The organism is Cyanobium gracile UHCC 0281, from assembly GCF_034931305.1.
GTDB lineage: Bacteria > Cyanobacteriota > Cyanobacteriia > PCC-6307 > Cyanobiaceae > Cyanobium > Cyanobium gracile_A.
The window spans coordinates 105,321-125,013 of the sequence record NZ_JAYGHY010000001.1 but is presented as its reverse complement, the minus strand read 5'-3'; the positions used below and the strand labels follow the sequence as shown (position 1 = coordinate 125,013).

At 69.3% G+C, this 19,693-nt stretch carries 17 protein-coding genes; 11 read left to right on the top strand and 6 right to left on the bottom strand.

Annotated elements, in window-relative coordinates:
• Positions 1 to 200 precede the first annotated feature (200 nt).
• Positions 201 to 1,766, top strand: a complete 1,566-nt coding sequence (locus VB739_RS00630; protein WP_323355231.1) for a DUF3370 family protein — start codon at positions 201 to 203, stop codon at positions 1,764 to 1,766.
• Positions 1,767 to 1,811: 45 nt separating this feature from the next.
• Positions 1,812 to 2,849: a J domain-containing protein gene (locus VB739_RS00625; RefSeq protein WP_323355210.1), complete on the top strand. Its 1,038-nt coding sequence runs from the start codon at positions 1,812 to 1,814 to the stop codon at positions 2,847 to 2,849.
• A 977-nt stretch (positions 2,850 to 3,826) separates the two neighbouring features.
• Here VB739_RS00625 and VB739_RS00620 read toward each other — a convergent pair.
• A complete protein-coding gene (locus tag VB739_RS00620) occupies positions 3,827 to 4,321 on the bottom strand; it encodes an allophycocyanin subunit alpha-B (protein WP_323355209.1) in 495 nt (164 codons plus the stop codon).
• A 122-nt stretch (positions 4,322 to 4,443) separates the two neighbouring features.
• Between VB739_RS00620 and rlmD the strand changes: the two genes are divergently transcribed.
• Positions 4,444 to 5,814: a 23S rRNA (uracil(1939)-C(5))-methyltransferase RlmD gene (gene rlmD / locus VB739_RS00615; protein ID WP_323355208.1), complete on the top strand. Its 1,371-nt coding sequence runs from the start codon at positions 4,444 to 4,446 to the stop codon at positions 5,812 to 5,814.
• Here the strand turns inward: rlmD and pheT are convergent.
• Positions 5,811 to 8,270, bottom strand: a complete 2,460-nt coding sequence (gene pheT, locus VB739_RS00610) for a phenylalanine--tRNA ligase subunit beta (RefSeq protein WP_323355207.1) — start codon at positions 8,268 to 8,270, stop codon at positions 5,811 to 5,813. The genes rlmD and pheT overlap by 4 nt on opposite strands.
• A gap of 112 nt (positions 8,271 to 8,382) precedes the next feature.
• Between pheT and rpmG the strand changes: the two genes are divergently transcribed.
• The 3 genes from rpmG (at position 8,383) to VB739_RS00595 (ending at position 10,929) form a co-directional block, all read left to right on the top strand.
• The gene (gene rpmG, locus VB739_RS00605) at positions 8,383 to 8,577 is read left to right on the top strand and encodes a 50S ribosomal protein L33 (RefSeq protein ID WP_015108195.1); all 195 of its coding nucleotides are present in this window, start codon (positions 8,383 to 8,385) and stop codon (positions 8,575 to 8,577) included.
• Positions 8,578 to 8,666: 89 nt separating this feature from the next.
• Positions 8,667 to 8,888: a 30S ribosomal protein S18 gene (gene rpsR, locus VB739_RS00600; RefSeq protein ID WP_006041316.1), complete on the top strand. Its 222-nt coding sequence runs from the start codon at positions 8,667 to 8,669 to the stop codon at positions 8,886 to 8,888.
• 1 nt (position 8,889) lies between these two features.
• Entirely contained in the window at positions 8,890 to 10,929 is a 2,040-nt protein-coding gene (locus VB739_RS00595; protein WP_323355206.1) for an RNB domain-containing ribonuclease, read from the top strand.
• Positions 10,930 to 10,940: 11 nt separating this feature from the next.
• Here VB739_RS00595 and VB739_RS00590 read toward each other — a convergent pair whose 3' ends face one another.
• The 3 genes from VB739_RS00590 to VB739_RS00580 are packed head-to-tail and all read right to left on the bottom strand — an operon-like array spanning position 10,941 to position 13,727.
• Entirely contained in the window at positions 10,941 to 11,255 is a 315-nt protein-coding gene (locus VB739_RS00590; protein ID WP_323355205.1) for a hypothetical protein, read from the bottom strand.
• 37 nt (positions 11,256 to 11,292) lie between these two features.
• A complete protein-coding gene (locus tag VB739_RS00585) occupies positions 11,293 to 11,868 on the bottom strand; it encodes a hypothetical protein (protein ID WP_323355204.1) in 576 nt (191 codons plus the stop codon).
• Positions 11,865 to 13,727 carry an FAD-dependent oxidoreductase gene (locus tag VB739_RS00580; protein ID WP_323355230.1) on the bottom strand — a complete coding sequence of 621 codons (1,863 nt, stop codon included), beginning with the start codon at positions 13,725 to 13,727 and terminating at the stop codon, positions 11,865 to 11,867. Before VB739_RS00580 ends, VB739_RS00585 begins: the two co-directional genes overlap by 4 nt.
• Before the next feature lie 148 nt (positions 13,728 to 13,875).
• On the opposite strand from VB739_RS00580, the gene metG reads away from it, so the two are divergent.
• Together metG and lptC are read left to right on the top strand one after the other, a co-directional pair.
• Positions 13,876 to 15,426, top strand: coding sequence for a methionine--tRNA ligase (gene metG, locus VB739_RS00575; protein ID WP_323355203.1), 1,551 nt, complete (start codon positions 13,876 to 13,878; stop codon positions 15,424 to 15,426).
• Positions 15,423 to 16,556 (top strand): LPS export ABC transporter periplasmic protein LptC, encoded by a 1,134-nt coding sequence (gene lptC / locus VB739_RS00570; RefSeq protein WP_323355202.1) that lies wholly within the window; start codon positions 15,423 to 15,425, stop codon positions 16,554 to 16,556. The genes metG and lptC overlap by 4 nt, the downstream gene beginning before the upstream one ends.
• Here the strand turns inward: lptC and VB739_RS00565 are convergent.
• A complete protein-coding gene (locus tag VB739_RS00565) occupies positions 16,474 to 17,157 on the bottom strand; it encodes a cofactor assembly of complex C subunit B (protein WP_323355201.1) in 684 nt (227 codons plus the stop codon). The genes lptC and VB739_RS00565 overlap by 83 nt on opposite strands.
• A gap of 77 nt (positions 17,158 to 17,234) precedes the next feature.
• Here VB739_RS00565 and psb32 point away from each other — a divergent pair, with 77 nt between their 5' ends.
• From psb32 to cobU, 3 genes are read left to right on the top strand one after another with little or no spacing between them, the layout of a single operon-like run.
• Complete coding sequence (gene psb32, locus VB739_RS00560; protein WP_416233280.1) at positions 17,235 to 17,936, top strand: photosystem II repair protein Psb32; 702 nt, start codon at positions 17,235 to 17,237, stop codon at positions 17,934 to 17,936.
• Between the two features lie 22 nt (positions 17,937 to 17,958).
• Complete coding sequence (pxcA, locus tag VB739_RS00555; protein ID WP_323355199.1) at positions 17,959 to 19,104, top strand: proton extrusion protein PcxA; 1,146 nt, start codon at positions 17,959 to 17,961, stop codon at positions 19,102 to 19,104.
• Positions 19,094 to 19,684, top strand: a complete 591-nt coding sequence (cobU, locus tag VB739_RS00550; protein ID WP_323355198.1) for a bifunctional adenosylcobinamide kinase/adenosylcobinamide-phosphate guanylyltransferase — start codon at positions 19,094 to 19,096, stop codon at positions 19,682 to 19,684. Before pxcA ends, cobU begins: the two co-directional genes overlap by 11 nt.
• Positions 19,685 to 19,693 lie beyond the last annotated feature (9 nt).

The following is a 19,693-nucleotide window of genomic DNA, read 5'->3' as shown; positions in this document are numbered from 1 at the left end:
CGTTCCATCCGGGGCTCTGCAGGTGCATGCACCCCCCAGTGACTGGGCTGGTCGCTCCCGCCTTAACCTCCTCTGGCCACCTACACCATCAAGCCTGTCGCGATTTGAGATCGGTCCTTCCCATTGGTCCCATCAGTGTCTGCCTGACGCTCGGTCTGGGTGTGGCCATCGTGCAGCCCGCCCACGCCTACGTGGCCCTGATGGCTGGCCAGAAGGCCCGCCCACTGAACGGCACCTTCAACAACGTGCCGGTGCTTCACTCCAACCAGCCTGAGGAGGTGGAGGGGCCGGGCATCCTGATCAGCACGGCACCGGGGTACGCCTACGCCAGCGAGACGGGTCAGGCCCTCCGCAATGCCGAGTACACCTTCAATGGTGAATTCGGCATGCATCTCCACCACAAATATTTCCCGCCCAATCGCCGCTCCATCTCCCGCTCCGAACGACGGGCCGAGCTCACCCTGGCGGCGATCCTGATCAATCCCGGCGTACGGCCTGTGCACATCCGCTTTTCCAAGGGGGCGGTGCGCAACAGCTTCGAAGCTCCCTATCTCGCCAACAACCTGATGGGGGTGAAACCCCTGGGGCCAAGGCCCTGGAACACCGGCCCTGGTGATGCCACCGCGGTCCAGATGTTGCGCGGCCGGCTCGACAGCCGGCTGGCCGACGAGATCACGATTCCGGCCCGTAGCCGCATCGTCCTGTTCCAGACGGACCTGCCGGCGCTGGGTATCGCCAATGCCCTGCTGCGGGGCCGCAGTGATGGACCCTTCCAGATCGCCGTGGTGGCGGCGAAGACCCCTGACTCCGATCGTGATGTGCTCGCGGTGCTGGACGAGGGCCGGCTGGCCCCTGGCCGGGTCTACCTGAGCCGCATCAACGACATCAACAACCGGCGCATCTTCTCCCGGGTCGGTGGTGTGGCCCTCGGTGATGCGTACCAGGCCACCATCAGCCACGACCTGGACATGAATGGGCCCTTGCATGTGCCCTTCACCAGCACGGACCGGCACCATTTCGGTACCCGTGACGTGCAGGTCAATGCCCTGGCCAGCCGCATGCTTGATTCCTCTCTCGACAACGTCGGCACCTATGGCGTGCGGTTCGATGTCGACATGAACCTCCAGGGGAATGGGCCCTACGAACTGGTGATGAGCCATCCCACCCTGATCGGTGGAGCGCCCTTCACGGCTTTCCGCGGTTCGATCCAGATCCAGACCCCCGCCGGCCTGCGGGAGGTGCACGTGGGCCTTCGCTCGGGCCAGAGCCTGTCCCTGGGCCAGATCGACCTGGTCCCTGGTGTCGTCAATCCCGTGCGGGTCAGCCTGGTCTACCCGGCCGATGCCACGCCGGGCCACCTCCTGAGTGTGGTGAGTGCCAGTCAGCTGGCCCTCGTCCAGGAGCGGGAGCGGCAGCTGGATCTGGCCCGGGCCGGTGCCACCAGCCGGCCGGCTCCACCGCCCGTTGCCCCTCCCGCCTTGACCATTGCCCCCCAACCGGGGCTGCTCACACCAACGCCGAAGGGGGGCACCGGCCCCCTGTTGCCACCGCCCCAGATCCTGCGGCCGACAACCACTCCGGGTTGGCTGAATCCGCCGCCACCGCCCCCTGCCTCCTCCAACCGCGGCGTCCTGGCCCCCTCCCCCCTGATCTCCCCCATGCGCAGCCGATCGGGGTCCGCCGGTACGGGGGGCACCCTGGTGGATCGCTACCGCGACGCCGTGGAGGCCCAGCAACAGTTCCTACTGGACCAACGGGGACCCTGATCCGGAGCCCCATGCCAGCGAACCCAGCGCCGATGGATGGCTGCCGTGGCTGAACCATCGAACGAAGCCAGACAGCGGATCAGTCTTGACCTCAACCGCGAACTGGTGGCCCACCTGGATGGTCTGCGTCGTGAGTGGGGCCTCCGCAGTCGCGGCGATGTGCTCGAACGGTTGCTCGACGATCTGTTCGGCACCGACGAGGAGGAGGACGGTGATGGGCTCTCGCCTCAGTCCGGCCAGGTTCTGCATCACCGGGAGGACAACCAGGACTACGACGAGCAGGGAGCCCTGGTGCTGGTGGGTCGCGGGGCCATGGACACCCTTCAGGCGGAATTTGAATGGGAGGCCCCGACGGAGCATCTCCCCCGACCGACGCCAGGGGGCGGGGGCATTGATCTGCCCGGCTTCGTGCGTCGCCGCTCCGACGTCATCAAGCGCAGCCTGCGGCCGCCGTCCCCGACGCGCTCCGCGTCGTTGCCCCTGACCCCCCTGCCTCCCCTTGGCGGAGAGCTGGTGCAACAGGCCCTGGAGGAAGCCGGCAACCATTGGCGCGCCCTCTACGGATCACCGGCCAACGAGGCCGTGCTGGAGGCGGCGATGGTCTGGCTCGCCCAGGACATCTGGCCCCAGTCGGATCAGAGCGATGGCCGCACCTTCACCTGGACGGCCGCCTGCCAGGTGATGCAGCCATTCGCTCCCGGCTGGAGTGACGGGCCACCCACCTTCGAGCGGGTCATGGTCACCGCCGGCGTGCTGGAAGACCCCTTCAGCGGTCAGACCCTCACCCTGCGAATCCCGACGTTGATCCGTCGCTTCGTGCATCGCTTCCGCCGCCGGCGCCGCGGCACCTCCTTCCAGACCCTTGAGCACACCATGACCCTGCACGGTGCGCTGCGGCTGCTGCAGCTGCCCACTGACCCCGGCCAGCGACTCACCCTGGCCCAGATCCGGGAGGCTTACCGGGACATGGCCCAGAGCCACCATCCCGACGCCGGGGGATCGCTCGAGGCGATGCGTCGACTCAATGAGGCCTACCAGTTGCTGAAGGAGCTGTACCGCCAGGGAGCATCAGCGGACCGCTGAGGTCTGAAACCGCGCCGATGATCCGTCCGTATCTCTCTATCGGCTATCTCACTCTAGTCCTATGCCTAGTCCAGCAGGTAGTCCACTGTGGGTCAGCAGAGATTATGTTGCGTCACCCTGCGAACCCCATCGGTCTCATGCGAACCACCTAAGACTGATGAATAGCCTCGTAATGAGACGCAGCTGGTCTCTCTGATACAGCATTTTTTCCTCGATTTGAGTTGTCGAAGGTGATGGCCTGAGCCTCCATGCCTTGGTGCGCGAATGGCGTTGGCGGTAGGGCCCTGGCCATCCCTCCCAGGCCCTGTCCATAGCTTGGACATCGCCTGATGGTGCAGTACACAAGAGAGTTCTGAATGATTGCGTATCTGTCTTTGACACAGATACGCAGCGCCATGTCGTGGCCTGAAGTGGCTGATCACCTCGGAAGCCGCTCGACGGACCCCCAGGAGGGGAGGCATCGGCGGCCTGGGTCGTCCGTCAGACCGTTCAGGACGAGCCCGATGGGTGTCAACATTCCAGGATGGGAGTTGAGATAGGACACGGTGTGCGACTCATATGGGATACCTGCGGAGCCGCAACGGGCTTCCCTGCCGCGCGAGGCGGCGGGCTCCTCGTCGACCACCCGAACAGCCCTTCGGTCAGGCAAGCCGCTCAACACCAACGCCATGAACAGTCAACGCGTGAAGCAACCGGAATCCCGCGGATCAGAAAACCTCGGCTGACTGGTTCGGGTCGCAGCATGAGACTTCAGGCGTGTCTCATCTGGGAGATCTGATGTCGCAGAGGCGTTGCTCCGTCGATGGTCCGTGCCTGCGCATCAGGACACCCGTCCTCTCGGGGAAGCGCCCAAAAGAAAATCCCCGTCACGGCGGTGATGGGGCAGGGGAGGGGAGCGTTGAATCCCCGGTTCAGCTGTCTCAGGCTGGACAGATTCTCAGACCCGCCAGGAGACCAGAATGAGACGATCGGATCGATCAGGTGGAGGTCTGCAGCCCCTGGATCAGATAGTCGAAGTAGGGGCCGGCCAAGGTGGCTTCCTCACCGCCCAGCAACACCAGGGACGCCTCCTTGAGGGTGCGCATCGCATCCACCATGCCGGGCAGGGGGACGCCCAGGCTGTTGTACATCTCCCGGGCACCCACCACGCCGATCTCCTGGATCAGCTCGGTGCTGCCGGCCAGAATTCCATAGGTGACCAGCCGCAGGTACCAGCTGTAGTCCCGCAGACACTGGGCCCGCTGCTTCTGTCCGAAGGCGTTGCCGCCGGGGGCCACGTAGTCCGGGTTGCGCAGGAACAGCTGCTTGGAGGCCTCGGCGATGATCTTCTTCTCGTTGTCGGTCAGCACCCTGACGACACTCAGCCGGCGGGCTCCCCCACTAAGGAACTCCACCATCGCGCGCAGCTCGCCGCCCGTTGGATAGCGGAGCTGATCATCGGCCTGGAGGATCAGATCGCGAACGACGCTCATAGCAGCGACCACAGTCCGGCGAATCCTATCGAGGCCGGAGCCCCAGCCCGGGCTTCGGGCGCAAGGTGTAACGCCCCTTTGCACGACCCCCGATAGGGTCGCAGCAGTGGTGCGGATCGCACATGGCCTCGGTGGGCGAAAAGCTGCAGATGGAGATCACTGATCTCGGCCACGACGGCCAGGGGGTGGGACGTCACGACGGCCAGGTGGTGTTCGTCAGCGGCGCTCTCCCCGGGGACACGGTGGAGGTGCGCCTGCAGGTGGTGGCCCGCCGCCATCTGGTGGGTCAGCTGCAGCGCGTGCTCACGCCCTCCCCAGACCGCCGGCGTCCCCCCTGCATCCTTGCCGACAACTGCGGCGGCTGCAGCCTGCAGCCCCTCAACGACGCCGCCGAGGCCGAGTGGAAGCAACGCAGCCTGGAGCAGACCCTGCAGCGCATCGGCGGCCTCAACGCGCCGGTGCGCCCCCTGCTGGCGGCCGACCCCACCCTGGGCTACCGCAACCGCGCGCTGATTCCCCTGGAGCGCAGCGGCGACGGCACCCTGCGGGCCGGCTACTACCGGCGCGGCTCGCATCGGATCGTCAACATGGCCCGCTGTCCAGTGCTCGACCCCCGCATCGACGCCATGATCGCGCCGCTCAAGGCCGATCTGGAAGCCAGCGACTGGCCGATCGATCGCCATGGCGGTGACCTCGAGGCCGAGGACGGCCCTGGCCTGCGCCATCTGGGCCTGCGGGTGGGGGCCGCCACCGGCGAGCTGCTGCTCACCCTGATCAGCAGCCATGACGAGCTGCCGGGCCTTGAGACCCTGGCCGACGCCTGGCGGCAGCGATGGCCGGAACTGGTGGGCGTTTGCCTCAACCTCCAACCCCGGCCGACGAATCGGCTGATGGGGGACGAGACGCGGGTGATCCGTGGCAGGGACTGGCTGAATGAAACCTTCTCAGGCCTGCGCTTCCGCATCGCCGCCGACACCTTCTTCCAGGTCAACACGCGCCAGGCCGAACGGTTGGTGCCCCATCTGATGGAGGCCCTCGGCCCCGGGCCGGGCGATGCTTCCCTGCTGGACGCCTACTGCGGCATCGGCACCTACAGCCTGCCCCTGGCCGCCGCCGGCTGGCATGTCACCGGACTGGAGCTGCATCCCCGCGCCGTTGCCATGGCCCGGCTCAACGCCGCCGCCAATGAACTGGAGGGTCGGGCGCAGTTTGATCAGGCCGACGTGCCCCTGGTGCTGGAGGAGCGGCTGCAGGGCATGCAGGCCCTGGTGCTGGATCCACCGCGCAAGGGACTCAGCCCGGCCGCCACGGCGGCGATCCTGGCGGCCCCACCCAGCCGTATCGCCTACGTGAGCTGTGATCCGGCCGCCCTGGCCCGCGACCTGGCCCAGCTGTGTGCTTCCGGTGTCTACCGGCTGAACTGGGTGCAACCCATCGACTTCTTCCCCAACACCAGCCATGTGGAGGCCCTGGCGGCCCTGGAACGCCGCTAACGGCGCTGTTCGGCCCCGAACTGGCGCTCGAGGGCGTCGCGCACCCGGCCATGGGCCGCCTCCACCTCCTCGTCGGTGAGGGTGCGGGCGCTGTCGCGGTAGCGCAGCCGGAAGGCCTGGCTGCAGCGGCCGGCCTCCACCTGGGCGCCCTCGTAGCGATCAACGAGTTCAGCCTGCTCCAGCAAGGGCTTGCCCGCCTTGCGGATCGCCGCCAGCAGGGCGGCGGCGCTGGTGTCGGTGGGAACGACAAGGGCGAGATCGCGCTCCGAGGCCGGCACGGTGGCGAAGGGGCGGAAGGCCGGCTGCCAGCGGTTGCGGCGGGTGCCGGCGCTGAGCAGCGGCTCCAGCTCCAGCTGAAACACGTAGGTGGCCGAGGGGAGATCGAGGGCTTCGGCCTCAGCCGGGTGGAGCTGGCCAAACCAGCCTGCGGACTTGCCTTCCACCACCAGCTGGGCGGCCCGCCCCGGGTGCAGCAGAGGCGCGTCGGTCAGGGGACGATCCTCCAAGGGCAACCTCAGAGGCTCAAGACCGGCCTGCAGCACCCCACGGGCCTGGAAGTAGTCGGGGGGGGTGGGCTTGCCGGAGCTGCGCCAGCGTTCGCCGCGCCGCTCCCCGGCGATCACGCCCACCAGCAAGGTGCGCTCGGCGTGGCGTGCCTCACCGCTGGCCGCGCCCCCCGGGAACACCCGGCCGATTTCAAAGCCCCAGAACCCTGGCAGGGAGGCCTGCAGGTTGCGCCGGGCGGCCTGGAGCAGCTCCTGGTGCAGGTTGTCGCGCAGGTGGCCGTAGTCGGCCAGGAGCGGATTGGCCAGGGGAACCCGATCGGTGGCTGCCGAAACCAGAGACAGCGAAACGACCTCCTGCAGCCCCGCCGCGCACAGGGCCCGCCGCAGGCGCCGCTCCAGCTGCTGGGCCGGTTCGAGGCCGCCGGGGATCAGGGGATCGGGCAGATGGCACGCGAAGTGGTCGTAGCCCACCAGCCTCGCCACCTCCTCAATCAGGTCCACCTCGCGTTTGAGGTCCATGGCCCGCTCCGCCGGCACCTGCACCTGCCAGCCCTCCTCGTCGTCCTCCAGCACGCAGCCGAGGGCCTCCAGGGTGGCGCTGATGCGTCCGTCATCGAGATCCCGCTCCTCGCCGTCCGCCAGCAGCACCGGACCGAGCAGGTTGTGGAGGGCATCGCGCCGCAGCCCCAGGGGCAGCTGGGCTGCCTTTTCTTTCTGATGCAGCCAGCGCCCCTCCAGCCGGGCTCCGCTCAGCTCCTGCAGCAGAGCCACGGCACGGTCGGCGGCAGCCAGGGTGATCTCCCGCGGTACCCCCTTCTCGAAACGGCTGCAGGCTTCGGTGCGCAGCCCGACGCTGCGGGCCGAGCGCCGCACGGCCTGGGGGGCAAACACCGCCGCCTCCAGCCAGATGGCGCCAGTGGCTTCGGTGACGGCCTCACCCAGCCCCCCCATCACCCCGGCCAGGGCGATCGGATGGTCGGCGTAGGTGACCACCAGGGCCTCGTCGCCCAGGGTTCGCTCCTGGCCATCGAGGGCCACGAAGGCCTCACCGCTGCGGCCCTGGCGCAGGCCGATGCTGGCCGGCTCGGGAGTGCTGCCCGTGAGCGCTGCGAGTCGATCCCGGTCGAAGGCGTGCAGGGGCTGGCCCGTTTCCAGCATCACCAGGTTGGTGATGTCGACCACGTTGTTGATGGGGCGCACACCAGCCCGCTCCAGGCGCTGGCGCAGCCAGTCCGGCGAAGGGCCCACCCGCACACCGCTGAGGGCCGTGAGGCTGAACAGCCCGCCCGCCTCGATGGCCGCCAGGTCGGCCGCCGCTGCCGCCAGGGGCTCGGCCGCCACCACGGGCGCCGCTGCGGGGAAGGTGGTGCTGCCGCCGCTGAGGGCCGCCACTTCCCGGGCGATCCCCCGCATCGACAGGCCATCGGGCCGGTTGGCGGTGATCGCCAGCTCCAGCACCTGGTCATCCAGGCCCAGCAGAGGGCCCACAGCTGTCCCCAGGGGGGGCACGGCAGCCAGCAGCTTGTCGAGCTCGGCGATGCCGTCGCTGCCGTCGTCGAGGCCCATCTCCCGCAGGGAGCAGATCATGCCGCTGCTGGCCACCCCCCGCAGTTCGGCCGGTTTGATCGTCAGCCCCACCGCCGGCAGGGTGCTGCCCACCAGGGCCACGGGCACATGCAGACCCTGGCGCACATTCGGGGCGCCACAGACAATCTGAAGGGGCTCGCCATCCCCCACGTCCACTTTGCAGACGCTGAGTTTGTCGGCATTCGGGTGGGGGTCGCGCTGCACCACGTGGCCCACCACCACACCGGCCGCCCGGGCCGCCAGATCTTCGATGCCCTCCACCTCGAAGCCGGCAATCGAGAGGCGCTCCGCCAGATGCCCAGGCTCAAGACAAGCCGGTTCAACGCTGACCAGCTCCCGGAGCCATTGGAGCGAAACCAGCATCGGACCGTTGCACAGCAGCCATCCACCTTAGGAAGCGATCGAGACCTGTCCCACCGGGAGGTATGGTGCTGAATCGTCTCCCTGCAACGCATACGCGGCGCAACGTCCTTCCATGGCCAAGAACAAGGGCGTCCGGCTGGTGATCACCCTCGAGTGCACCGAATGCCGGTCCAACCCCGCCAAGCGGTCCCCTGGCGTGTCCCGGTACACGACCCAGAAGAACCGCCGCAACACCACCGAACGGATTGAACTCAAGAAGTTCTGCCCCCACTGCAACGCCTCCACCGTCCACAAGGAGATCAAGTGAGTTTGCTTTCCTCGCGGAAGCTTTTCTCCTGACCATTTTCCGGACCCTGCAGCGGCAGTTTCCTCCTTTCGTTCCCCCCGTCCGTTCCCATGTCCAGTTCCTTCTTCAAGAAGCGCCTGTCGCCGATCAAGCCCGGTGATCCGATCGACTACAAGGACGTCGATCTGCTCAAGAAGTTCATCACCGAGCGCGGCAAGATCCTGCCCCGTCGGCTCACCGGCCTGACGGCCAAGCAGCAGCGCGATCTCACCAATGCCGTCAAGCGAGCCCGGATCGTGGCCCTGCTGCCCTTCGTGAATCCCGAAGGCTGAGTTGCCCGCCGCCTCGCGTCGGTTCACGCCGGGTGACCTGGTCGGCCTCCACGACGACAGCCGCAGCCTGCTGGCGGTCGTCGTGGCCGAGAAGGGTACGCGTCTCGATCTCAAGGTGGGTTTCGAGGCCAAGGCCGTCCAGCGGGGGGTGCGTCAGCTCGATCTGCTGGCCGCCCTGCCGGGCGACCTACCGCCCCCCTCCCGCCTGTCCCAGCCCCCCTGGGGCCTGAGCCAGGAGTCATTGCTGCAGGCCGCCCCCAGCCCCCGGGAGCTGGCTGCCGCCTGGTTGCTGTTGCTGGCGGATCCGGTGCCTCTTGCGCTGGAAGACTTCGTCGACCTGATCGGCGACGGCAGCGACCCGAGCCAGAGAGCCGCCTGCTGGCTGTGGCTGCAGGGCCCCCAAACCCTGTTCCGCTGGCGCCAGCAGCAGGTGGAGGCCCGGCCGCTGGTGGATGTCAGGCGGCTGCGTCGGGACGCCCGCCGCCAGCACCTGGCCGAGCGGCGCCGGCGCCAGTGGCAGGACGCCCTGCGCCAGCGCCAGCCGATCGACGCACAGCAGCTCGAGCCTGAGCAGTGCCAACACCTGTCCCTGCTGCGGGAGTGGGCCAGCGGCGACACCAGCCGCCCCCTGCCGGATGAGCTGCATCGCGCCCTGCAGGCGGCCCACTGCCCGATGGAAGCCTCGCCGATCCGGCACCTGCTGGTGGATCTGGGCCAGTGGGAGCGGCACCACCTCCCCTCGCTGGAGAACACCACCTGGCAGGCCGGCTTCACAGCGGAACTCGAGGCCGAAGCCCAGCGGCTGGCCCAGCTGGCCACCAGCACCCTGCCGGGAGACGAGTGCCGCCGCGACCTCACTGGCCTGCACACCGTCACCATCGACGATGCGGACACCCGCGACATCGATGACGGCCTTTCCCTGGAACGCAGGGCCGACGGTACCCCGCGGCTGTGGATCCACATCGCCGACCCGGGACGGCTGGTGGCACCGGACAGCCCCCTCGACACCGAAGCCCGGCGCCGGGCCAGCAGTCTCTACCTGGCCCGGGGGCCGCTGCCGATGTTCCCCGAGGTGCTCAGCACCGGCCCGATGAGCCTGCGCATGGGCCAGCGCAGCGCGGCCCTGAGCCTGTGGGTGGAGCTGACGGGCGACGGCGCGGTCGCGGGCCACGGGCTGGAACCCAGTTGGGTGCGGCCCGCCTATCGGCTGAGTTATGCGGATGCCGATGAACTGATCGAGCTGGCCCCGCCCCAGGAGCGCTACCTCGAGGAGATCCACTCCCTGATGGAGCAGCGGCGCCGCTGGCGGCTGGCCAGGGGGGCGCTCAACCTGGATCAGCCTGAGGGCCGGATCCGCTGCGACGAGCTGGGGGCCCAGCTGGAGATCACCGAACCCTCGCCGTCACGGACGATGGTGGCTGAGGCCATGATTCTGGCCGGGGCCGTGATCGCCAGCCACGGGCAGGAGCAGGACCTGGCCCTGCCCTACCGCAGCCAGCTGGCGGCGGAGTTGCCGCCTGAGGCGGAGCTCGCGAGCCTGCCGGCCGGCCCGGTACGCCATGCCGCCATCAAGCGCTGCCTCAGCCGGGGCCTTCTGGGCACCACTCCGGCTCCCCACTTTTCCCTCGGCCTGCCCTGCTACGTGCAGGCCACCTCACCGATCCGCCGTTACAACGACCTGCTGGTGCAGCGTCAGCTGCTGGCTCACCAGCAGGGGCAGCCGGTGCTGGATGAGGCCGAGCTGGGGGCGCTGCTGGCGGAGCTGGAGGGGGCCATCCGCCAGGGCCTGCAGATCGCCCGGGAGGACCAGCGCCACTGGCAGCAGGTGTGGTTCGAGGCGCAGGAGCAGCACCAGTGGCCGGCGCTGTTCCTGCGCTGGCTGCGACCGCAGGACCGGCTCGGCCTGGTGCATCTCCCCGATCTGGCCATGGACCTGGCCGCCGACTGCCATGGCGATCCCGGCCCCGGCGACGCGCTGCTGGTGCGGCTGCAGCAGGTGGATTCCCTGCGGGACCTGCTGCGCTTCACGGCTGGCCCCTAGGCCATCCTGATTCAGGGACTGAGGTTGTACTTGCCCAACGCCTGCTGCTTGCAGATGGTTTCGGCCTGGGCAATGGAGGCCCGGGCGTTCACCTGCTGGGCCACGCAGGTGCAGGTGTCCGTCGCCAGGCCCGCCGGCACCGTCTTGCCTGCCTTGGCGAAGTCGGCGTTCACCGCCAGGGTGCAGTAGTGAATGATCAGCTGGTCGCGCATGTTGTTGAGGCCCTGGGCCCGGGCGGGCAGGCCGGCCAGCAGCAGCGCCGAACCCGCCAGGGAGAGCAGCACGGGCAGGGGCCGGAGGCCGGATCCGGGATGGGCGGAAACCATGGGGCAATGGCGCTGATCCAAGTCATCTTCGCCGACCTCAGGCCCGCAAGGAGCGTCGCCGCCAGAGCAGCAGCAGCACCAGTCCCACGCAGCCCAGGCCCACCGCCGCCGGGAACAGCGCCGTGGTGAGCGTCAGTCGCTCCAGGGACAGGAGCACCAGCAGATTGCGCAGCACGAACAGGCTGTAGAAGCCGACCCGTTCCTGCTCGGGGTGGGCATAGGCCCGCCGCAGGGTGGGCCCGAAGCCCAGCAGATCCACCAGGGTGAGGATCACCACGGCCCAGAGGGGATCGGCGGTGAGGAACCAGAAAGGCAGGGCCGAGCTGGCCCCCAGCAGGAACAGCCAGTCGCTCGTCGTGATCTCCCGGTCGGCGCCATGGGCGAAGGCCAGCCAAGCGATGAGGAAGGTGATCAGGGCCGACACGCCGGTGGGCCAGGTGCCGACCCCACCGCCCCCGGCACGCTGGGCCAGGAACACCAGCAGGGTGGTGACGCCCCAGATCAGCCAGGAGAACACATGGGGGCGGGTGCGACCCGATCGGATCGAGACGATGTAAGGGAGAAAGGCTGCGAAGGTGAGGGCGATGGCGGCGCCGCTGAGCAGTGCCTTCACGGCACGGCGCGCGACACCCGCAGCCACGGGCCCCAGGGGTTGGCACAGCCGATCAGGGCCGCCGGGGTGGGGCGATCGAGGCCCAGCAGCCAGTGGTGCAGGGCCGGCTCCAGAGTGATCAACGGCCAGGCCCCCGCTTCGCCGTGGAGCACGTAGCCGCCCTGGCCATCCGGCACCAGCTCCCCGCGCCAGAGCCGCTCGCCGGGCTCCGGGGGAGGCGCCCAGCCCGCTGGCGGCGCGAGCTCCGCGCCCGCCTGCAGCTGCCCGTGCCGATCCAGTCGCTCCGGCGCCTCCAGCGCCTGAAGATGCCGCTCACGCCACAAGGGGTGGTGCCAGGGGGTGTCCCACAGCGGCACCACGGCGGCCGGGGCCAGCGGATCCTCGATCAGGGCCACCTGCAGGCGTCGCACGGGAAGTGCGGCCGGCTCCAGCCCGTGGCGCACGCACAGGGCGGCCGCCAGGCCGGCGGCCTGGCCGATGTTGACCACCAGGGGCTGCAGCCGGGTGGCCCCATTCGCCATGTGACTGACGCCGACGTTCTTGTCGGCCGCCAGCAGATTGGAGACCCCCGCACTCACCAGGGCGCCGTAGGGGATGGTGAACGGGGTGCCGCTCCAGCGACCACCCCAGCGGCAGCTCTTGGGGGCCAGGGGCCAGTCGCCGCCGGGGTAGTGGTGATCGTTGGCGTAATTGCCCACCGCCATGCTGCTCAAAGCCCCGCGGGGATCGCAGCTGAGGGGGGCGATGCAGGCACCCTCCCCCTGGGGCAGCAGGTGCTGCTCCAGCACCTGCTCCCGGGCCACCAGCCGGCGGCCCTCGCGCCAGTAGGGCATCAGCGCCAGGGAGCCCGAGCCGCTGAGCCGGCCGGTGCTGGCCTCTTCGGGCGTGGGAAACACCTCCGCCGGCCCCAGCCAGCCGCCGCTGGCCTGGCGCAGGTCGGCCGCGAAGGCTTCGCTGTGGTGGCGCATCGCCGCCAGCAGCTCCGCTTCGGCCGCTTCAGCTTCAACGGCGCCGCCGGCGACGCGTTCGGCAAAGGCCCGCTCCAGGCCGTGGTGCCAGTCGTTGCCATGCAGGGGCCAGTTCAGCATCACCAGTCCGCCGGGCAGGCGGCCATAGGTGAGGGTGCGCTCCAGGCCGAAGGCCTCGGTGGCCCTGGCAAACGGGGCAGCAAGGGACGGGGGGGAGTGCTGCCAGGCCTCCCGGTCGGGTGCAGCCGGTCCCCCCCGTTCGTCCAACTGGCCCAGGCACACCCAAGTGGGAGATTGGACCGGCTGTCGCTGGAAGAAGGGGTCGCCCGCCAGGGCCGCCGCCGTGGGGGCGCTGGGCTCCTGCCACAGCTCCCTGGCCTCCCAGCCGAAGCGGAACGGGGCGCCGGCCAGGGGAAACAGGTCGCCGCGGTCGCTGCCGTCGATGACGATCGTGGGCAGAAGTCGTCGCTGGAGGCCGCCGTGCACCACGGTCACGGCGCTGATGCGATCGCCGTCCCGCTCGATCGGCCCCAGCCCGGCCCCGGCCCACCAGTCGAGCCGAGCTTCGGCGGCGACCCAGCGGCGCAGGATCCGCTCGGCGCTGGCGGGGCGGTAGCCGAAGCAGCTCACCCAGTTCTGATCCAGCCCCTCCGGTTCAATCCCTTGCAGGGCCCGCAGCAGGGCCCCCCACAGGCCGCTCTGCCAGGGGCTCAGCTCATTGCCATCGGGGGCGCAGACCCCGGCCGCGCTCACCATGCCGCCGAGCCAGGGCCCGGGGGTGAGCAGCAGGGTGTCGACGCCGGAGCGGGCGGCCTGCAGCGCCGCGGCGATGCCACCGCTGCCGCCGCCCCACACGAGCACGTCCGCCCTGCGATCGAAGCCCGTGCGCATCGGGGAGAAGGGGCCGGGGTCAGGGGGCCAGCATCCCATCCCGGGGCCATGGGTAGGATCCGGGCCCCGGGCCTGGGCCCAAGAGCGTCACGGGGGCGTCACGGGACTCCCTCCTGCCGCCGGCGGACCCGGCCGACGTCGCCTGCCGATGACCTATACCCTCACCACCCCCCTCTATTACGTCAACGACCGCGCCCACCTGGGCAGCACCTACACCACCCTCGCCTGCGACAGCATCGCCCGCTTCCGGCGGCTGCAGGGGGAGGACGTCACCTTCATCACCGGCTGCGACGAGCACGGCCTCAAGATCCAGCGCTCGGCCGAGGCCGCCGGCCTCACCCCCCAGGCCCACTGCGACGCCATCAGCGGCGAGTACCGCGACCTCTGGCGGCGCTGGGGCATCAGCAACGACCGCTTCATCCGCACCACCGATCCGCGCCACCGGGCGATCGTCGAGCAGTTCTTCGCCCGGGTCGAGGCCAGCGGCGATGTGATCGAAGGGCGCCAGCAGGGCTGGTACTGCGTCGCCTGCGAGGAATTCAAGGAGGAATCCCCTGCGGCCACCGAGCCCCACTGCCCGATCCACCTGCGCCCCCTGGAGTGGCGCGACGAGCTCAACCTCTTCTTCCGCCTCTCCCGCTATCAGGAGCAGATCGAGCGGCTGGTGGCCAGCGAGGACTTCATCGCGCCCCGCTCCCGGCGCCGGGAGGTGGAGAACTTCGTCGCCGGAGGCCTGCGCGACTTCTCCATCTCCCGGCTCGATCTGCCCTGGGGCATTCCGGTCCCCGGCTACGACGGCCATACCTTTTATGTCTGGTTTGACGCCCTGCTGGGCTACCTCTCGGCCCTGCTCGGCCCGGACGACCCCGCCGACCTGGACCTGCTGATCGAGCGCGGCTGGCCGGCCCAGCTGCACGTGATCGGCAAGGACATCCTGCGGTTCCACGCCGTCTACTGGCCGGCGATGCTGCTGTCGGCCGGTCTGCCGTTGCCGCAGAAAGTCTTTGGCCATGGCTTCCTCACTCGGGAGGGCCAGAAGATGGGCAAGTCGCTCGGCAACGTGCTCGATCCCGACGTGCTGCTGGAGCGCTGCGGCGCCGATGCGGTGCGCTGGTACCTGTTGCGGGACATCCCCTTCGGCGACGACGGCGATTTCCAGCAGCAGCGCTTCAGCGACCTGGTCAACAACGACCTGGCCAACACGATCGGCAACCTGCTCAACCGCACGTCCTCGATGGCGCGGCGCTGGTTTGACGGGGCCGTGCCGCCGGCTGGTGATGCCGCCGCTGCCGACCATCCGCTGGCCCTGCGCTCAACGGCCTGTGCCGAGGCCGTTGATGCTGCCCTTGAGGCCCTGGATTTCCGCTCGGCCGCCGTGGCGATCCTGGAGCTGGCCGAAGCCGCCAACGGCTTCCTCAACGACCGGGCCCCCTGGAAGGCGATCAAGAGCGAAGAGGGCCGTCCCGGGGTGGCCGCCGATCTCTACGCCGTCCTGGAAACCAGCCGCTGGGTGGCCCTGTTGCTGGCGCCCCTGCTGCCCGATCTCTCCGGGCGGATGCTGAGCCAGTTGGCCCAGCCGGAGCTGGGGGGCGACACCGGCTGGACGGCGGCCCGACACTGGGGGAAGCTGGCCTGCGGCGATCCCCTGCCCGAGCCGACGCCGGTGCTGCACCGTCTGGAACTGGATTCCCCCCTTTGACCCCTCCCCTCCTGACCCGACCCTGGCTTCTGGCGGCCCCGCTGCTGCTGTTGCTCACGGGCTGCGGTCCTGGTGAGGTGGCCCGCGAGACGGCCCCCACCCCGTTCGTGTTCCGCTCCCTGGATCTCCGTCAGCAAGATGTGTTTGGGCGCCCCAACTGGGAGCTGACCAGTCCGGAGGCCCGCTATGACCTGCGGCGACGGGTGGCCCGGGCCCTGCAGCCCCGCGGCGTGATTTACAGCAATGGCAAGCCCGCCTACCGGGTGGAGGCCTCCACCGGAACGTTGATCAACGACGGGGCCGTGATCCTGCTGGAGGGGCGGATCCGCCTGCAGCGTCTGGGCAACGCACCGGTGATGATCCAGGGCTCCCGGGTGCGCTGGATCCCCAGCCGCAACCTGATGGAGATCGACCGGCACCCAGAGGGCTTCGATCCCAACACGCGACTGTCCGCCGAGCGGGCCACCTTCCGCATCGACAAAGACACCCTGGATCTGCAGGGGAAACCGCGTCTGCAGCGCTGGGCCCAGGCGTTTGATCCCTTCCAGGCCAATCCCGTCGGCGCTCCCCAGATCGTCGTGACGGTGGCCTCGGTGCTGTGGCAACCCGGCAGCGGCGCCCTCAACGCCCGCGGGCCGGTGCTCGGGGAACGGCGGCCTCCGGGGTCAGCCGCTGGCGCCCCCCCCCAGACCCTCACGGCCACCTCCTTGAACGGCAACACCCAGAAGCAGCTGTTCAACCTGGGGCCCCCGGTGCTGTTCAGCGACCCAGCGGTGTCTGGTGGCGCCAGCGCCCGGGGCAAGGCCATGCAGGTGGATGCGGCCCAGCAGATCGTGCGGATTCCGGCGGGCTGCTTCATCCAGCAGGACGGCGCCAGCCTCGAGGCCCGGAGCTGTTCCTGGAACTGGCAGACCCAGGCGGTCGCAGCCGATGGCTCCGTGTTGTTGCAACGTCCCGCCAACCGCCAGCTCACCCGGGGCCGCCTGCTGCGGGGCCAGCTGGGGGAGAACGGTTCTGTCGTCGTCACCGCTCCTGGCGGTCGGGTGTTCAGCCAGTTCCAGGTGCCGCCGTCGAAGACACCTCCCCGGCCGGCGCCTCCTCGGCCGAAACCCGAGCCAATTCGCCTGTGAGGCGCCGGGCCCAGCCGTCCACCCAGATCAGATCGCTGCGGCTGAAACAGCGCGGAGACCAGCCGCCCAGCACCAGCACTCCCTCCTGTCCCAGGGGTTGGACCAGCACGGCCGGCAGACCGGTGGGCAGGGCGGCGAACTCCTCCCGACCCGGATAGAGCTTCAGGTCCACCAGCGAGATCGCCTTGCCAGTGGCCGTGCAGCGCCGGCAGATCGTCCCCGGCTGGAACGCACCGCTGCCCAGCAGACCCCTCTCCAGCAGGACGCGGCCGCGCCAGTGGAGCAGCACCACCGCCGCCGGCGTGGCGGTCAGGAGCATCGTGCTGCCCCAGCCCAGCTCTTCGGCCAGGGGAGCATCCAGATCCGGTGCCAAGTGGAGCCCCTCACGCCCCTGCAGGGGCACACGCTCCGGAGCCACGGGCTCCACCCGTTGCCACAGCAGGGCCACCAGCAACAGCAGCACCGACAGGATGCTGCCCAGCACCGAGGCCCGCTCCAGGGAAGGGTCGAGGCTGGGGGCCGTCATCTGGTTGAGCACCACCAGGCCCAGTCCCGTCAGACCACAGACCAGAACAACGCGGGCGGCGGCGGGCATCGCCATCGTGGAGTTCCGGTACCGAAGGTGCTTTCAGGATGCCGGAACGCAGCGGCAACGGCAGACTGGTGGCGTCTTGCACGATGGCCTTGGCTTCAGTGACCCCTCTGCGCCGGTCCCTGCTCTCCCTGGTGCTGGCCCTGGCCCTGGTGCTGGCCGCTCCGGTTGCCGCTGCCCTGGCCGTGTCCGCCGCCGACCTGCCCCTGCGCCCACCGGCCGAGCATGTGCTGGATGGAGCCAAGGTGCTCAGCCGGGCCGGCAATGCCGAAATCGAGCACCAACTGGAGGCCTTCTCCGCTGAACGGGTCGATGCCCGGCTGATCACCCTCACCCGGCTCGATTACGGCCTGGGGCTCGACAGCCTGGCCAACCAGCTGCTGGAGCGTTGGTCGGCTGATCCCCCGGCCGGCAGCAGCCCTGATCCCCTGCTGCTGCTGCTGATCGACACCCAGACCCGGGCCACGGCGATCACCGCCCAGGCCCCGCTCGACCGGCAGCTGCCGACCGAACTGCTGCAGAGCACCGCCGCGACCACGATGGCCCAGCCCCTGCGCAGCGGCGATCGCTATCGCCAGGCCGCCGTCGATGCCCTGCAACGCCTTGCCACCGTTCTCCAGGGCGGTGAAGATCCGGGGGAACCCGTCATCGAGGAGACCGCCGCCGTCGTCAGCAACATCCCCACCCGTGAGGAAACGTCCAGCAGCAACGCCTTCACCTGGGTGATCGTTCTGCTGGTGGTGGGAACCGTGGTGCCGATGCTCACCTGGTGGGTCTTCTCCCGTTGATCCCCACGCCCCTTTCCTCCTAATGGGACTGACTGACTGGATGGGCACCTTCGGGAGGGCCCAGTCGTTTGACCTGAGCGCCGATCTTGAGCGCGGCTACGAAGCCGCCCTGCTCATCCAGAGCATCGAGATGGAGCACTACAACGACCGCCCGGTGCGTCCGGAACTGGAGCTGAGCATTCCACGGGCCATGCAGGCCCAGGTGCTGCGCCGCTTTCGCGCTGCCCTGCAGGTCTGCCGTCAGGCCAGGACGGTGCTGGCCCCCTACCGCCAGGAACTCTCCGGGCAGGAACTGCGCCAGTTCCAGCTGATCGACACGGTCACCGGCCGGTACTCCGTGGCCAGGGAGGAGCTGCCGGCCCTCAGCCGCTCGCCGGAGATGCTGCCCCGCAGCCTGGTGAGCGTGGTCGACACGGTGCGCCGCCAGCTTGATCCGGAAGCGGAGGCGAGTGTGGTGGCTGGCTTCCGCCGCCGCCGCGACTCCACCCTGGTGTCCCTGCGCATCCTGCTGCTGCTGATCCTGGTGCCGGTGCTGGTGCAACAGGTGAGCCGCACGTACGTGGTGTCGCCTTTGGTGGATCGGTTCGCCCCCGACAACGCCTTCCTCACCTACCCCAGACCCCAGTTGGAGGAGAGGGCCGTCGAGAAACTGCGCGTCTACCAGGCGGAAATCGAATTCGATGCGCTGCTGGAGGGCAAGCCCCTTCCCAGCCGCGAGGAGCTCCAGACGGAGCTCTCCAAGCGCGCCCAGATCCTCAAGGAGGAGGCTGATCAGGAGAGCACCCACGCCATCAAGAACGTCCTGGCGGACATCTCCGGCTTCATCGGCTTCGTGGTGATCGCCATCGCTGGCCGGCGCGATATCCAGGTGCTGCGGGGGTTCATCGACGAACTGGTGTACGGCCTGAGCGACAGTGCCAAGGCCTTTGCCATCATTCTGTTCACCGACATCTTCGTGGGATTCCACAGTCCGGAAGGCTGGACCGTGCTCCTCGACGGAATCGCCAACCATCTCGGATTGCCGGCCCGTGAGAACTTCGTGATGCTGTTCATTGCCACGTTCCCGGTGGTGCTGGCCACGATCTTCAAGTACTGGATCTTCCGTTACCTCAACCGTGTGTCGCCGTCCTCGGTGGCCACCCTGCGCAACATGAACGGTGGCGGTTGAAGTGGCGGCTGAGTCCCTCGCCGAGGAGCCTCGCCACCCGCCTCTCACCCTCGTCAGCGGTCCCTCGCGGGGGGGCAAGAGCCGCTGGGCCGAGCATCTGGCCGCCCAGAGCGGCCTGGCGGTGGTTTACCTGGCCACCGGTCCATCCCTGCCCGACGACCCGTCCTGGCAGGCGCGGCTGCAGCGCCATCGCCAGCGGCGCCCGCCCCAGTGGAGCTGCCGAGAGGTGGGCGGTGAACTCGCTGGCGCCCTCGACGCTCTGGAACCGGACCAGCTGGGCCTGGTGGATTCCCTCGGCACCTGGGTGGCCGCCCATCTGGTGCTGGAGCCCGAGGCCTGGGCCTGCCGCTGTAACGAGCTGATCACGGCCATCCGCCGCTGCCGGGCGCCCCTGGTGGTGGTCTGCGAGGAAACGGGCTGGGGGGTGGTGCCGGCCACGGCCGCGGGATCCTGCTTCCGTGATCGGCTGGGGACGATGCAGCAGGAGCTCCAGGGCCTCAGCGAGGCCGCCTGGCTCGTCCTGCAGGGCCGTGCCATCGACCTGCTGGCCTTCAGCCAGCCTGTCCCTCCCGACCACTGAGGGCCAGCC